The organism is Vibrio mexicanus (assembly GCF_001012815.1).
Lineage (GTDB): Bacteria > Pseudomonadota > Gammaproteobacteria > Enterobacterales > Vibrionaceae > Vibrio > Vibrio mexicanus.
Map to the genome: position 1 here is coordinate 27,867 of NZ_JYJP01000068.1, position 14,769 is coordinate 42,635.

9 protein-coding genes and 5 pseudogenes are annotated in these 14,769 nt (G+C 46.2%); 6 read left to right on the top strand and 8 right to left on the bottom strand.

The annotated features are described in order from the left end of the window. Positions 1–224: 224 nt before the first annotated feature. The 4 genes and pseudogenes from purL to UA76_RS09985 all read left to right on the top strand — a co-directional run. Positions 225–4,120, top strand: a pseudogene (gene purL / locus UA76_RS09975) (phosphoribosylformylglycinamidine synthase). Positions 4,121–4,264: 144 nt separating this feature from the next. Further along, complete coding sequence (locus UA76_RS09980) at positions 4,265–5,305, top strand: CHASE4 domain-containing protein (RefSeq protein WP_052772004.1); 1,041 nt, start codon at positions 4,265–4,267, stop codon at positions 5,303–5,305. Next, on the top strand, positions 5,281–5,826 hold the full coding sequence (locus tag UA76_RS23440; RefSeq protein ID WP_052772005.1) for a GGDEF domain-containing protein: 546 nt from the start codon (positions 5,281–5,283) through the stop codon (positions 5,824–5,826). Before UA76_RS09980 ends, UA76_RS23440 begins: the two co-directional genes overlap by 25 nt. Positions 5,827–5,963: 137 nt before the next feature. Beyond that, positions 5,964–6,197, top strand: a pseudogene (locus UA76_RS09985) (DUF3622 domain-containing protein); the annotation flags it as partial. Positions 6,198–6,518: 321 nt separating this feature from the next. Here the strand turns inward: UA76_RS09985 and UA76_RS09990 are convergent. The 5 genes and pseudogenes from UA76_RS09990 to tsaA form a co-directional block, all read right to left on the bottom strand. After that, positions 6,519–6,710, bottom strand: a complete 192-nt coding sequence (locus tag UA76_RS09990) for a DUF4250 domain-containing protein (RefSeq protein ID WP_047045535.1) — start codon at positions 6,708–6,710, stop codon at positions 6,519–6,521. Continuing rightward, positions 6,710–6,915: pseudogene (locus tag UA76_RS09995) on the bottom strand (YaeP family protein). The gene UA76_RS09990 and the pseudogene UA76_RS09995 overlap by 1 nt, the downstream one beginning before the upstream one ends. A 113-nt stretch (positions 6,916–7,028) precedes the next feature. Further along, positions 7,029–7,697 carry a tellurite resistance TerB family protein gene (locus UA76_RS10000; protein ID WP_047045538.1) on the bottom strand — a complete coding sequence of 223 codons (669 nt, stop codon included), beginning with the start codon at positions 7,695–7,697 and terminating at the stop codon, positions 7,029–7,031. A gap of 182 nt (positions 7,698–7,879) precedes the next feature. Next, a pseudogene (locus tag UA76_RS10005) lies at positions 7,880–9,594 on the bottom strand (proline--tRNA ligase). A 137-nt stretch (positions 9,595–9,731) separates the two neighbouring features. After that, positions 9,732–10,427, bottom strand: coding sequence for a tRNA (N6-threonylcarbamoyladenosine(37)-N6)-methyltransferase TrmO (gene tsaA, locus UA76_RS10010; RefSeq protein WP_047045540.1), 696 nt, complete (start codon positions 10,425–10,427; stop codon positions 9,732–9,734). 338 nt (positions 10,428–10,765) lie between these two features. Here tsaA and UA76_RS10015 point away from each other — a divergent pair, with 338 nt between their 5' ends. Then, entirely contained in the window at positions 10,766–12,352 is a 1,587-nt protein-coding gene (locus UA76_RS10015; protein WP_047045542.1) for an AbgT family transporter, read from the top strand. Between the two features lie 14 nt (positions 12,353–12,366). Here the strand turns inward: UA76_RS10015 and UA76_RS10020 are convergent, their stop codons facing one another. Together UA76_RS10020 and UA76_RS10025 are read right to left on the bottom strand one after the other, a co-directional pair. After that, positions 12,367–12,867 (bottom strand): YaiI/YqxD family protein, encoded by a 501-nt coding sequence (locus UA76_RS10020; protein ID WP_047045544.1) that lies wholly within the window; start codon positions 12,865–12,867, stop codon positions 12,367–12,369. Then, a complete protein-coding gene (locus tag UA76_RS10025; RefSeq protein ID WP_047045545.1) occupies positions 12,867–13,157 on the bottom strand; it encodes a hypothetical protein in 291 nt (96 codons plus the stop codon). The genes UA76_RS10020 and UA76_RS10025 overlap by 1 nt, the downstream gene beginning before the upstream one ends. 829 nt (positions 13,158–13,986) lie before the next feature. Between UA76_RS10025 and UA76_RS23445 the strand changes: the two are divergent. Then, a pseudogene (locus UA76_RS23445) lies at positions 13,987–14,555 on the top strand (GNAT family N-acetyltransferase). Here UA76_RS23445 and UA76_RS10035 read toward each other — a convergent pair. Further along, positions 14,439–14,765 carry a DUF3301 domain-containing protein gene (locus tag UA76_RS10035; RefSeq protein ID WP_047045548.1) on the bottom strand — a complete coding sequence of 109 codons (327 nt, stop codon included), beginning with the start codon at positions 14,763–14,765 and terminating at the stop codon, positions 14,439–14,441. The pseudogene UA76_RS23445 and the gene UA76_RS10035 sit on opposite strands and share 117 nt — an antisense overlap. Between the last annotated feature and the right edge of the window lie 4 nt (positions 14,766–14,769).

Consider the following 14,769-nt stretch of genomic DNA (forward strand, 5'->3'; position numbering starts at 1 on the left):
GACAAAAAAATGACGCAAACGGTTGCGTTTGGTGTTACATCACAAAATTAATTGCTATATAATGCGCTCGCAAATGAGAGGTGCAATCGGCATAGGTTTGGAAAACCTTCGGGAATGGATTCGAAGAAAACAATGAAATGACGAGGCTTAATAAGGCTTTTGTTATTTTAACCCACTGAATTTATACCAATATCACCTTAATCAATTGCATAAGAGACCTAAGCATGAGAATTTTTCGTGGCTCCCCAGCTCTTTCTGAGTTTCGTGTTAACAAGCTTTTAGAGCTTTGTCGTGAATTGAGCCTGCCAGTAACAGGTATTTACGCTGAATTTACCCACTTTGCTGATCTAACGGCAGACCTTGATGCGTCTGAAGTTGAGAAGTTAGAAAAGTTACTGACTTACGGTCCAACGATTGAAGAGCATGAGCCTGCTGGCCTGCTGCTTCTAGTTACGCCTCGTCCGGGCACTATCTCTCCTTGGTCATCAAAATCAACAGACATCGCAAATAACTGTGGTCTAGACAAAGTTGTTCGTCTAGAGCGTGGCACTGCGTATTACGTTGAAACATCTGCTGAACTAACTGAGCTTCAATTGGTTGAGCTAAAAGCAATTATCCACGACCGTATGATGGAAGTGGTGTTCTCAGACTTCGATTCAGCGAACGCACTTTTCCAAGTTGCAGAGCCTGCACCTGTTGCTGACGTTGACCTACTAAATGGTGGTCGCGCTGCGCTTGAAAACGCAAACGTTACCCTAGGTCTTGCACTTGCAGACGATGAGATTGAGTACCTTTACGATGCGTTCGTAAACAAGCTCGACCGTAACCCAACAGACATCGAGCTAATGATGTTTGCACAGGCGAACTCAGAGCACTGTCGTCACAAGATCTTCAACGCAGACTGGACTATCGACGGAGTTAAGCAAGACAAGTCTCTGTTCAAAATGATCAAGAACACATTCGAAACCACGCCTGAAAACGTACTGTCTGCATACAAAGATAACGCAGCAGTTATGGTGGGTTCTGATGTAGGTCGTTTCTTCCCGAACCCAGAAACTCGCCAGTACGGTTACAACCAAGAGAAAGCGCACATCCTAATGAAGGTGGAAACGCACAACCACCCAACCGCTATCTCTCCATGGCCAGGTGCTTCTACGGGTTCAGGCGGTGAAATCCGTGATGAAGGCGCAACAGGTATTGGCGGTAAGCCAAAAGCAGGCCTAGTTGGTTTCACAACATCTAACCTACGTATTCCTGGTTTTGAACAGCCATGGGAAACAGACTTCGGTAAGCCGGGTCGCATTGTTAACGCTCTGGACATCATGCTAGAAGGCCCACTTGGTGGCGCGGCGTTCAACAACGAATTTGGTCGTCCAAACCTACTGGGTTACTTCCGTACTTACGAAGAAAAAGTGAACTCTCACGCAGGTGAAGAGGTTCGTGGTTACCACAAGCCAATCATGATTGCTGGTGGTATGGGTAACATCCGTGACGAGCACGTTCAGAAGAAAGAGATCCCGGTAGGTGCAAGCCTAATCGTACTTGGTGGTCCTGCAATGAACATCGGCCTTGGTGGCGGTGCGGCTTCTTCAATGGCGTCTGGCCAATCAGCAGAAGATCTAGATTTTGCTTCAGTACAGCGTGAAAACCCAGAGATGGAACGTCGTTGTCAGGAAGTTATTGACCGTTGTTGGCAGCTTGGCGACGAGAACCCAATTGCATTCATCCACGATGTGGGCGCGGGCGGTATCTCTAACGCACTTCCTGAGCTTGTAGACGATGGCGAACGTGGCGGTATCTTCCAGCTGCGTGACGTGCCAAACGACGAACCAGGCATGAGCCACTTGAGATCTGGTGTAACGAATCTCAAGAGCGTTACGTAATGGCAGTTGCGCCAGAGAATATGGAAGTATTCGATGCAATTTGTAAGCGTGAACGCGCACCATACGCAGTAGTGGGTGTGGCAACAGAAGAGCGTGAACTGAAACTTGAAGATTCACACTTCGACAACACGCCAATCGACATGCCAATGGATGTTCTTCTAGGTAAAACACCTAAGATGCACCGTGATGCGAAAACACTTAAAGCGAACAACCCTGCGGTTAACCGTGACGGCATTGAGCTAAACGAAGCAGCAGAGCGCGTTCTGCGTCTTCCAACGGTTGCAGAAAAAACATTCCTTATCACGATCGGTGACCGCACGGTAACTGGCCTTGTTGCTCGTGACCAAATGGTTGGCCCTTGGCAGGTTCCAGTCGCTAACTGCGCAGTAACCGCAGCAAGCTACGACACTTACCACGGTGAAGCAATGTCGATGGGTGAGCGTACGCCAGTTGCTCTACTAGACTTCGGTGCTTCGGCTCGTCTAGCGGTTGGTGAAGCAATTACGAACATCGCAGCGACAAACATCGGTGATATCAAACACATTAAACTGTCTGCGAACTGGATGTCTCCAGCTGGCCACCCTGGTGAAGATGCAGGTCTTTACGAAGCGGTGAAAGCGGTAGGTGAAGAGTTATGTCCGGCACTTGGTCTAACTATCCCAGTGGGTAAAGACTCAATGTCGATGAAGACTAAGTGGGAAGAGAACGGCGAGCAGAAAGAAGTCACGTCTCCGCTATCTCTAATCATCACTGCGTTTGCACGTGTTGAAGATGTGCGTAAGACAATCACTCCTCAGCTTCGCACTGACAAAGGTGACACGTCACTGGTTCTTATCGACCTAGGTAACGGTCAGAACCGTCTAGGTGCAACGGCGCTAGCGCAGGTTTACAAGCAGCTTGGTGACAAGCCAGCAGACGTAGATAACGCAGCGCAGCTGAAAGGTTTCTACGAAGGCGTACAAACTCTAGTAGCGAACGATCAAGTAGTGGCTTACCACGATAAGGGTGACGGCGGTCTATTCGTGACTCTTGCTGAGATGGCATTTGCGGGTCACTGTGGTGTTAAAGCTGATATTGCTGACCTAGGCGACGACGCTCTGGCTGCGCTATTCAACGAAGAGCTGGGTGCGGTACTTCAAGTTAAGAACGATGACCTAGATTCTGTACTTTCAACGCTAGCAGCAAATGGCCTAGAAGCGTGTTCACACGTAATTGGTTCTGTAGAAGCGTCTGACGAGCTAGTCATCACTTCTGGTGAGACAGTGGTTCTTGAGCGTAACCGTACTGAACTACGTACTATCTGGGCTGAGACAACGCACAAGATGCAAGGCCTACGTGATAACCCGGCATGTGCTGACCAAGAGCACGAAGCGAAGAAAGACAACTCAGACCCAGGTCTGAACGTTAAGCTGAGCTTTGACGTTAACGAAGACATTGCAGCTCCGTTTATTGCTAAAGGTGCGAAACCTAAGATGGCAATCCTACGTGAGCAAGGTGTGAACTCTCACGTTGAGATGGCGGCAGCGTTTGACCGTGCAGGCTTCGAAGCGACTGATATCCACATGAGCGACATCCTAACCGGTCAAGCTGTTCTGGAAGAGTACCAAGGTCTTGTGGCTTGTGGCGGCTTCTCTTACGGTGACGTACTCGGTGCGGGTGAAGGTTGGGCTAAGTCTATCCTATTCAACGAGCAAGCTCGCAATCAGTTCGAAGGCTTCTTCCAGCGTGAAGATACGTTCTCTCTAGGTGTGTGTAACGGCTGTCAGATGCTATCGAACTTGAAAGAGCTGATCCCAGGTGCAGACCTATGGCCACGCTTCGTTCGTAACGAATCTGAGCGTTTTGAAGCTCGCTTCAGCCTAGTGGAAGTTCAGAAGTCTGATTCTGTATTCTTTGACGGCATGGCAGGCTCTCGTATGCCAATCGCAGTGTCTCACGGTGAAGGCCGCGTAGAAGTACGTGATGCTGATCACCTAGCGGCGATTGAAGCATCAGGTACGGTTGCAGTGCGTTACGTGGATAACCACGGTAATGCAACTCAACAATACCCGAACAACCCGAATGGTTCACCAAACGCAATCACAGGTCTAACGACTCAAGATGGCCGTGTGACTATCATGATGCCGCACCCAGAGCGTGTATTCCGCACAGTGGCAAACTCTTGGTCTCCAGAAGGTTGGGGCGAGAACGGTGCTTGGATGCGCATGTTCCAGAACGCACGTAAGAACGTAGGTTAATCATTTAACTGACGCTTTTAATGTTTAGAAAGGCGCGACTCTAGGAGTCGCGCCTTTTTTTATTGTTTTCAATTTCTCAGAGAAAATGACAGGGGTTAGCTCCTGAACTAGATTAAAAAGACACAGAACAAGGAGAGAGACAGTATGTCGATAGCGAATTGGAGCATTAGAAGTTTATCTAGCCTCGTCTCTTTGCTTATCGTTGTGATGTTTCTATCTGCTTATTTCTTGTTTAAATATCTATGGTCATATGACAAGGCGCTTCAGCAAGTGGAGCAGATTCACGCTCGTGAGATTCAACAAGTAAAAACCATGCTCTCGATTGGCCAAAGTGACTTGGAGGGTAAGCTGGCTGATCACGCAGCTTGGGATGCAACAGCTGAGTTTGTGCTAGGGAACAATGACTCATTTATTACCGTCGATATGAATGAACATACCATGGAGTCGCTGGGTATCGCTGGGGTATTTATTGCAGATCCGATGCGCAAGATAATATTAAGCAGACGGTATGACTTTTCCTCAAGTTCATTAGTAGAAGCGAGTGAAGGTTGGCATGGTTACATTTCTCCTCTTATTGAGATGGCTAGCACACAAAATAGTGAAGAGATCTCGCCTGTCACCGGTGTGATGGCCTATGGGCGAAGAGCTTTCCTTTACTCAGCATCTCGAATCTGTAACAGCCAAGCTCGTGATTGTACGAAAGGTTATATTGGTTTTATCCAACCGCTTCAACCTAACTATTTGCAGCTAGTTGAGATGACGACTGGTTTGGATGTCAATATTTCTATACTTGAAACTGTCCCTATCATTTACCACTCACATTCAGAATCAACGTCGAGCTTTATTGGCCTTCCTGATCAGCTGTCAGGCTCCTATATACAAATTGAAGTTAAACACAGTGTCGCTCGCCCTAAATTTATAGATTCTAATGAATTGAGTGTAGTAGTGGGCTTTTCATTCACACTGTTTGTGATGAACCTATTGCTCGTTCATAAGCTCATACAGCCAATGAATAGAGCCAGAAAGGCACTCATTGAATTTTCAGAGCACGGAAAGGGGCTACCCGATGAGAGCTACTTCGTTTCTAAGGAGATGAAACAGTTCACAAGAGCGATCAATCGCTTGATTCGAGACATTGATGAAAGTCGTCAAAAGCTACGTTGCAGTCTGAACACGATCCGTTAACGGGGGTCGCAAACAGGCGAAGGCTAGAGCATTTAGCGGAAGGTTGGCTGCAAGACAGAACCTTCGAGCACTTGGCTGTTTTTATGATTGATGTCGATTACTTTAAGCCTTTCAATGACAACTATGGCCATGTTGCGGGTGATAAAGCATTAAAGGCTGTTGCAGCCAAACTGGATGCATTGTTTCAATACAAAAGTGAGGTGGTAGCCAGATTTGGAGGGGAAGAGTTTTGTATTGTTATTGCATCCTCTATGCCCATCGACTGTGATGAAGTCACGAGCCGAATTCATTTCGGTATCAATGAATTACAAATCGAACATGCTCATTCTACTGTAAGTGATTATCTAACGGTGAGTATTGGAGGCTTGTACAGCATTGGCAGTAAAAAGAACAGTTATGCCAATTTAGTTCGCCTTGCCGATAAAGAGCTGTATCAGGCGAAGCAGAGTGGACGCAATCGTAGCAGTGTGATGGAAATGATTACCTCAGAAGAATCCTCTCAAACTGACGAGAGTGAATAAAGCGATAAAATTGAAGCATGCTAGCGACATTTGTGCTCTAATACCGCGCTTGCCACGGAGTGGTGGCCAGAAATGCTCTATACAGATAGGTTTCTAAGAGTAGAGCCATCATTATTCATTTATTAAGGCACAGATACATGTCAACTAGTAAGAAATTTGCGGTACGCGTAATCGAAAAGCGTAACGGTTGGGCTGCGGAAATTACACGCCAAGTGACTTCTCGTCGAGTGGTCGTTTCTAAGCGCGAAATGGGCTTTGAATCAGAAGAGAAAGCACTAGCATGGGGTGAGAAAGAGCTTGAAGGCTTTATCAAGAATCAACAGCTAAGAAATGCTCGCAAATCTGAGCAGCGCAAAAGTAAGCATGCTGACTAGGGCGTATTGATCTTTCGTGGTTAAATTTTGTTCGAGATAAAATTGTTTTAGGCGCGGCGAAGGCTGTTTAGCCTAGCATTCTAAGCAAAGAGTCTTCAACAAAGCATAAAACAATTTTAGCCGAACCCTTCGGGCAGCCTTTGTGATTCATTTCTACTGCGTTATCAGCTTTTCATGTAGACAAACTACACATCGAAGCCTCTACCTTGTATAAATTTCCCACAAAGAGCTGCAAAAATCATCTCGAAAGGTCAACACGCCCTAAGCTAAGCAAATAAAAAACCTGCCAATGGCAGGTTTTTGTTTTTAAGAATTCAATTATCGGAACTGACTGGCATCAGGTAGGTAATCAAAACCTGCGCTAGCGAGACGTTGCTCTAGCTTAGCTCGGTCGATATCAAAAAAAGCCACGAGCTTATCCAGATCACCACCGAAATCATCACGAAGCTTCATGTTGACGATGCTCATCAGCATCACTGGATCCATGGTTTCGAAGTTAGCCAAGTTCATTACTTATCCTCAAAATCCGAAATCAGTAAGTTTGCAGCAGCAAATGCTGCTTTCTCTCTGGCTTCTTTAGGCAACGACTCATCGGCAGCAATTTCGTTTAGCGCTTTGACTGCGCAGCTGATTGCTTGCGGAATGTAGCCTGATCGCCACTACCAATTTGAGCATAGAGCTCGCGTACCAAATCACAACAGCCGTATACTTGCATGGCTAAATCCTTAATAAATGATAACTGCTCTCAAATATACACACTGGCGATTTGAAACTCAAAGCACAGAGTTGTTTTGCCTCAATTTTGACTAAGTGATGCTTAAAATTACATCACTGTAATTGGGCTTCGAGTTGTAAAGTCACTTCATTGGATAAGTTGAGCTGTTTCGCCAGCTCTTGCAAGTAGGCTTTCTCCATGAAGTTTTGTTCATCAGCCACAATCAGTGAGGCAAGGTAGATTTCAGAAGCTTGCTGCGGTGATGTAGCGAGTCGAGCTATCTCGCTTGGGTCGAGTGGCTTGTGCAGTTCGGTATGTACTAGCTGCCTAACATTTTCATCAGCGCCCACTTCAGTCAGTGCTTGTTCAATACGTGCCATCTCTTCTTCATCTACGTGGCCATCGGCTTTTGCGGCTCCAATCATGGCTTTGAGAATGAGCTTTGCATGCATGTTGTCTTCTGGGTCAAAGATTTCATCGACACCTTGCGTGTCCTGCTTTGCCTGCCAGTCGTTATACACTTTATAGGCAAGGGCACCAACAGCCGCAGCACCACTGATCTTAAGTGCGCCTTTACCCATTTTCTTAGCCATCTTTTTACTTTTCTTAGAACCCATCAGCATACCGATAAGTCCACCACCTAGTGCACCTGCACCCAGTGCTTTTAACTGTCCGGAGTTCGATGATGATTTGATGCTGCTTGTCTGTTTACCGAGGGCATCCGTGCCTTGCTTAACAATGTCGGATTTGAGTGCTTGGTTGAGAAGACTTTTTAAATCCATAGCGGAGCTCCTAATGTGTTGAGTGAAAGGCCAAAGTGGTGTTCTAGATTAGTATGGGAACAATTCTTATTTAGACTACGCTTATGAATCTGAACCAAAGATTAACAGTATGAATTTTGAATATAAAAAAGGGCTGGCCTAAGCCAACCCTTTGAAGTGTGGTGAGTATTGGTTGAATCGAATTATTGAAGTTGTGCCTTAACGTGCTCAACAATGTCAGTCATTGCAACCGCTGTTTTCTCACCTGAGCGGCGGTTCTTGTACTCGAAGTTGCCTTCTTTCATGCTGCGATCGCCGATCACGATAGTGTGAGGAACACCAATCAGTTCCATATCAGAGAACATCACACCTGGGCGTTCTTTACGGTCATCAAATAGGACTTCGACGCCCATAGCGGTCAGTTCTGCGTACAGCTTCTCAGCCGCTTCTTTCACTTCTTCTGACTTGTGCATGTTCATAGGCACGATAGCCACTTGGAATGGAGCCAATGCGTCAGGCCAGATGATGCCGTATTTGTCGTGGTTTTGCTCAATTGCAGAAGCAACAACACGTGATACACCGATACCGTAACAACCCATCTCAAGGATAACGTTCTTACCATCAGGACCAAGAACGCCACAATTCATCGCTTCAGAATACACATTACCAAGCTGGAAAATGTGGCCGACTTCGATACCGCGTTTTAGAGCGATTGTCCCTTTACCACATGGCTTGGATCGCCTTCAACTACGTTACGTAGGTCTTCAACTTGACCTAGCTCTACGTCACGGCCCCAGTTGATGCCAAAGTAGTGTTTATCATCGATGTTTGCGCCAGCGCCAAAGTCGCTCATGACCGCTACGGTGCGGTCAACAATGAATGGCAGTTTTAGACCGACAGGGCCAAGTGAACCTGGGCCAGCACCGATTAGTGCGCGGATCTCTTCTTCTGTTGCCATCTCAAGAGGAGACGCTACTTGAGGAAGGTTCTCTGCTTTAACCTCGTTAAGCTCGTGGTCGCCACGAATGATAAGTGCAATCAGGTCAGCATCGACTTCGTCAGACGCTTTTACAAACAGTGTTTTCACTGTTTTCTCGATTGGCATTTCAAACTGTTCAACAAGCTCAGCGATGGTCTTCGCGTTTGGCGTATCAACTAGAGTCATCTCTTGAGTTGGAGCTGCAGCTTCGTCAGCCAGAGCAAGCGCTTCCGCTTTTTCGATGTTGGCTGCGTAGTCAGACTCAGTAGAGAATGCGATGAGGTCTTCACCGCTTTCTGCTAATACGTGGAACTCTTGAGAGCCACTACCACCAATCGCGCCTGAATCCGCCAGTACTGGACGGTATTCTAGGCCCATGCGATCGAACGCTTTACAGTAAGCATCGTGCATCGCATCGTAAGATTTTTGTAGACCTTCTTTATCGATATCGAAGCTGTAAGCATCCATCATTGAGAATTCACGTGCGCGCATTACACCGAAACGTGGACGACGCTCATCACGGAACTTAGTTTGAATTTGGTACAGGTTAAGAGGAAGCTGCTTGTACGAGTTAACTTCGTTACGCACAAGGCTTGTGATCACTTCCTCAGCCGTTGGGCTAAGTACAAACGGACGAGTATGGCGATCAGTAAAGCGAAGTAGCTCAGGACCCATCTTTTCGCTGCGACCTGTCTCTTCCCATAGTTCAAACGGCTGAACAACGGGCATCAAAGTCTCGACAGCACCCGCATTGTCGATCTCTTGGCGAACGATGTTTTCGACTTTACGCAGTACACGTAGACCAGTAGGTAGCCAAGTGTATAAACCTGAGGCTAGCTTACGGATCATACCTGCACGTAACATCAGCTGGTGGCTGATTACTTCTGCGTCGTTTGGAGTCTCTTTCAGAGTAGAAAGAAGATAGTTACTGGTACGCATTCTTTTATCCGTTTATTTCCAATGAATAGGCTTGAGGCAATAAGCGCTATATTCGTTGCCAATTGCATTCAAGCTGTACAACTCTTTGCTCACAAAGAGTCAAGTTAGCCGAATATAATATCAGCCATTTGGCTTTGTCAAAAGCGTTCAATGGCGGTAACCGTCACTAAGTTTCCTGAAACGACGAATTTCACATTAAAGTCGAACAAGTTAACCGCATATTCTTTGTCGTCAGGCTTATTTTTCTTGTAGGCGGGGCGAGGATCTTGTGCCAACACCTGCTGGATGACTTTCTGTGTGGTATCGGCATCTTTTAAACCTTGCAAAGCAGCCACTGCATTGTCACTGAATAGCACTTCGGATTGATGCGGCTCGTCTTGCGCGTATCCACCTGATGCTGACTCAATCGCATCGGAATAGGGAATATAGGGCTTGATGTCGATAATGGGTGTTTTGTCAACAAGATCGACACTGCCAAGTTCGAGGTAGACTTGATCGCCTTCTTTTGTCACGTTTTTCAGTTCAACGGCTGACATGCCGATCCCATTTGGGCGAAAAGTTGACCGCGAAGCGAAGACGCCAACGCGCTCATTTCCGCCTAATCTAGGCGGGCGAACGGTGGGTTTCCAACCAGATTCTAGGTTTCTATCGAACAAAAAGAGCAGCCAAATGTGACTAAATTGTTCAATCCCTCTTACCGATTCTAGACAGTTAGATTCCCCTAAAAGTTTTAGCCTTGCGTTAGCGCTTGGAACGAGACGAGGTTGTCTCGGCACTGCAAATTTTTCTTTGTAAGGAGTTAGGATTTCACCTACTGGGGAAATAGAGTACATGCGCGATCTCACAAAACGTAGCATAGGTATAGGTGGGTAAATCTCAATGACCCCACCCATAAAATGGCGTTATAAATTGCTTTTATATTACCAAAATTAGTACCAATTTAGTCATTTACCTTTAGTGATAAATGAGTCAATTAGGTTTTTTTATATGTTTGATTGTATTTTTTTAGTTATATTCTCTGGTTTATTGTTTAATTTTGGTGAACTATCCGTCCAAATGAAACGTTTGCTTACATATTGCGTTTCTGTTTCTTAGCGTGCTCAAGTACTCTGCGCTCGCTTTGTCGCATTTATTGTCACAATGCGTAGGAATAACAACAAGGAGGGAACAGATGAGTTCATCTGCTTCAATTAAACAAAACTCGCCAAAGAAGCCGCTGTTTACGCGCTTCCTAGATGCGGTTGAATATTTGGGGAATTTGTTACCCCACCCAATCACACTATTTGCTATCTTCTGTTTAGCTATTTTAGTTTCTTCAGGAATCGCTGGATACTTCGGTGTTTCCGTTGTTGACCCTCGCCCAGAGGGCGCAAGTGGTCGTGCTGCTGATGGCATGATTCACGTAGTCAGCTTATTGAATGCCGATGGCCTTGAGCTAATCGTAACGAATCTAGTATCAAACTTCGTTGGGTTTGCTCCTCTGGGTACGGTACTGGTTGCGATGCTAGGTGTAGCCATTGCAGAACACTCTGGCCTTCTATCAGCAGCAATGCGTGGTTTGGTTATGGGTGCTTCTCAGCGTATGGTAACTGTAACGGTTGTCTTTGCTGGTATCATTTCTAACACGGCATCAGAGCTGGGTTACGTAGTCCTAATTCCTCTAGCAGCTATGCTGTTCCACTCTCTAGGACGTCACCCACTCGCAGGTCTTGCGGCGGCATTTGCCGGTGTATCTGGTGGTTATTCAGCAAACCTTCTGATCGGTACGGTTGACCCGCTGCTTTCAGGTATCACTGAAACTGCTGCGCAAATGATTGACCCTACTTACACTGTTGGCCCAGAAGTGAACTGGTACTTCATGTTCGTTTCTACTTTCTTCATTGCGATTACTGGTGCATTTGTTACTGAGAAAATCGTTGAGCCGAAACTTGGCAAATACAACGATGAAGAAGCGGCAGAAGACCTATCTCAAGACACGATGGGTAAGCTGACTGACATCGAGAAGAAAGGTCTCAAATTTGCGGGTATCGCTATCCTAGCGGTGAGTGCTCTTCTAGCTTGGACAGTTGTTCCAGCAGACGGTGTACTACGTACTGCTGACGGTCAAATTGCGGGCTCACCATTCTTAAGAAGTATTGTTGCCTTTATCTTCGTTTTCTTCGCAATCCCAGGTTTTGTTTACGGTAAAACCGTTGGCACTATGAAGAACGACCGCGATGTGATTGATGCAATGGCAAAATCGATGTCTTCGATGGGTCTTTACATTGTATTGGTATTCTTCGCAGCTCAGTTCGTTGCTTTCTTCCGTTGGACAAACTTCGGTCAAGTATTCGCAGTAGCAGGTGCAGACTTCCTTCAGACCATCGGTCTAACAGGTCCAATGCTGTTCTTCGCCTTCATCTTGATGTGTGGCTTTATTAACCTAATGATCGGTTCAGCTTCTGCTCAGTGGGCAGTAACGGCGCCAATCTTCGTTCCTATGCTGATGCTTGTGGGCTACGCACCAGAAACGATTCAAGCGGCATACCGTATCGGTGATTCGACGACCAACATTATCACACCGATGATGAGCTACTTTGGTCTGATTCTCGCGGTAGCGACTCGCTACATGAAGAACCTAGGTATCGGTACGCTGATCGCGACCATGCTGCCTTACTCGCTAGTTTTCCTAGTAGGTTGGAGCGTACTGTTCTACATCTGGGTATTCCTACTAGGTCTACCAGTAGGCCCAGGTGCTGCAACTTTCTATACGCCTTAATAGTTGAAGATAACTCAATCGAAAAAGCCAGCAGAGATGCTGGCTTTTTTATACTGACTCAGGTCCCTATTTAGGGCGCTTAGCAAGTAGCTATCTAAATGGTTGGCAAACTCACGGCGCTCAGTCTGCGATAGTGCCGCAGGCCCTCCGGTTTGCACGCCACTTGAGCGCATGGTATCCATAAAGTCACGAATGTTGAGCCGAGCTTTGATGGTGTCTTTGGTGTAGAGCTCACCACGTGAATTAAGCGCATGCGCACCTTTGGTGATCACCTCATCGGCAAGCGGGATGTCGGATGTAATCACCAGATCGCCAGGCTCTGTTCGCTGCACAATTTCGTTATCCGCAATATCAAAGCCGCTTGGCACTTGAAGCGAATGTATGTTGTTGCGCTTAGGGAGTGGAATGGCGTGGTTAGCCACAAAGGTGCACGCTACGCCTGTGCGTTCTGCTGCGCGCACGATGGTTTCTCGGATGACCTTAGGGCAGGCATCAGCATCGACCCAAATTTTCATTAAGACTTCTCGCTTAGCTGTTGCTCTAGAGAAATGACGCGCTGTGTGAGAGCTTGAACCTGCTTTTCAAGATCGGCAAGTTTATCAGCGTCGGACTTTGGTGCGGCGCTGACTTCGACTTTCGGTACGCGATTAGCGCTTTTCCAACTCTTTATCGTCGCGATTAAAGCAGGGATTGGGACAGAAGTACTTAATCTTGCTTTTACTAGTGCGACAGTTGGCTCTTTTCCTTGCTCTGCAAGCCCTGCCAAAATGGTTTCCAACTCTTTGGTGACGTCTTGAGTCAACATTTCAAACTCCTTAGTTCTTATCTTCTTCAATAATACTGGTTCAGCCTTGGGATAGCGAATATCAAAATTGGCATTGGGTTGTAAGAGATCTCGCACATTCGCTGTGAGATAACATCATTTCGTACTTAAGCTCTTATCTTTATATCAGTTTATCTTTTTGAAAAATAAGAAAAAATAAGGTGTTATATGTTTGTTAAGGGGAACCGTTGTATTCGCTCTCTTGTTCCACAATTAGGATCTGATAAATTTATCCCTGTCGAAAGGAAGTAGACACGGAACTGGAAAGAGCCAAGGAATGGTCAGCTTCAGGATGAAGCACTACTGCTTAGGATAAGCAGTAAATGGAATGGACACTGTAAGGATACGCTGTTGGATATTTAGGTTAGTAGGATGCTAGCCTCAATGGATTGACAATGGACACCTCTAGATTGAGGCAGGACAACATCAGGATGATGCCAAGGACACCGCTCAAGGAACAAGTGATGTTCACTAACGGGAAGTTAGTAATCAGGATGATAGGACACCGCTAGGATGGCGATGTAAGGAATTGGCTAACGGAATCAGCCGCTATTATGGAAGATGCATGGAGCACCCAATTAAGTAGCAGGATTGCTGCGAGTAAGAATATAGCCCTGATACGCAAGTGTTAGGGCTTTTCTTGTCCAATACTCTCAATAACTTATAAAAATATTAATTGCAGAGTTCGATTCCTATCTAGATCAATATTTCAAAAACTCAGAAGGTTAAAATTTCGGCTTTTACATGATGCACTGTTTAGCTTGGCGCTATACGGTGTGTTTAGATTACTTGTGCTTATCAAGGATGTGATGTGACTATAGTAACCCGAAGAACCTTTCTTCTCCCTTATACTGAGTCGTTACAGTCAGAGTTTCTAATGCTTAATTGCTGCGCGAAAAATCGTGCGCAAATGAATGGGCCTCATACGGTATCTTCCGCTAAGCGTCTGTTTGAAAAGGTCATTAATCACGAGGGGATTTATAGCATGGCGGTGTTAGACAGCCAGACTCGTGAATATATGGGGCACTTGTTTATCTCCCAAGATGGCGACATCCCAGAGCTTGGGTTTATTTTTGATAAAGCGCACTGGGGCAAGGGATCGCGACGGAAACCCTGAAAGCTTTCTTCCCTAAGGCGTGTCGAGAATTGAAACTTGATAAAGTGATTGCGACGGCAAATGTCGGTCATACGCCTTCAATCAAGTTGCTGAAAAAGCTTGGATTCCAGCAAGTTGGGGAAAGGCGCGATCTACATGGGCCGTACTTAGAGTTCATGTATAACGCTGAGCAAGCTACATCCGGTGAGGGGGAGCTCAAACTTCATTGGTCGGAAGCCTATCATAGTCAGTTCACCTTGGTAGCAGTCGTCACCAAGTGCTGAAAATTCAAAGTTATACACCGTATGCCAAAGCCAGCTACCTGCTGGCGTTTTTAGTTTGTGCTGTCCAAAAGCGACGCTGACCAATTGCAGATCCAGTTGTTCGCATTTACGACTGATGGCTAATTTGGCGAGCTCAGACTGACGCCTTTGCTGCCAGAACAAAAAGCACAAAAAGCTCAGACCAAGAATCGCGATTAAATCTCCAATCATGGGC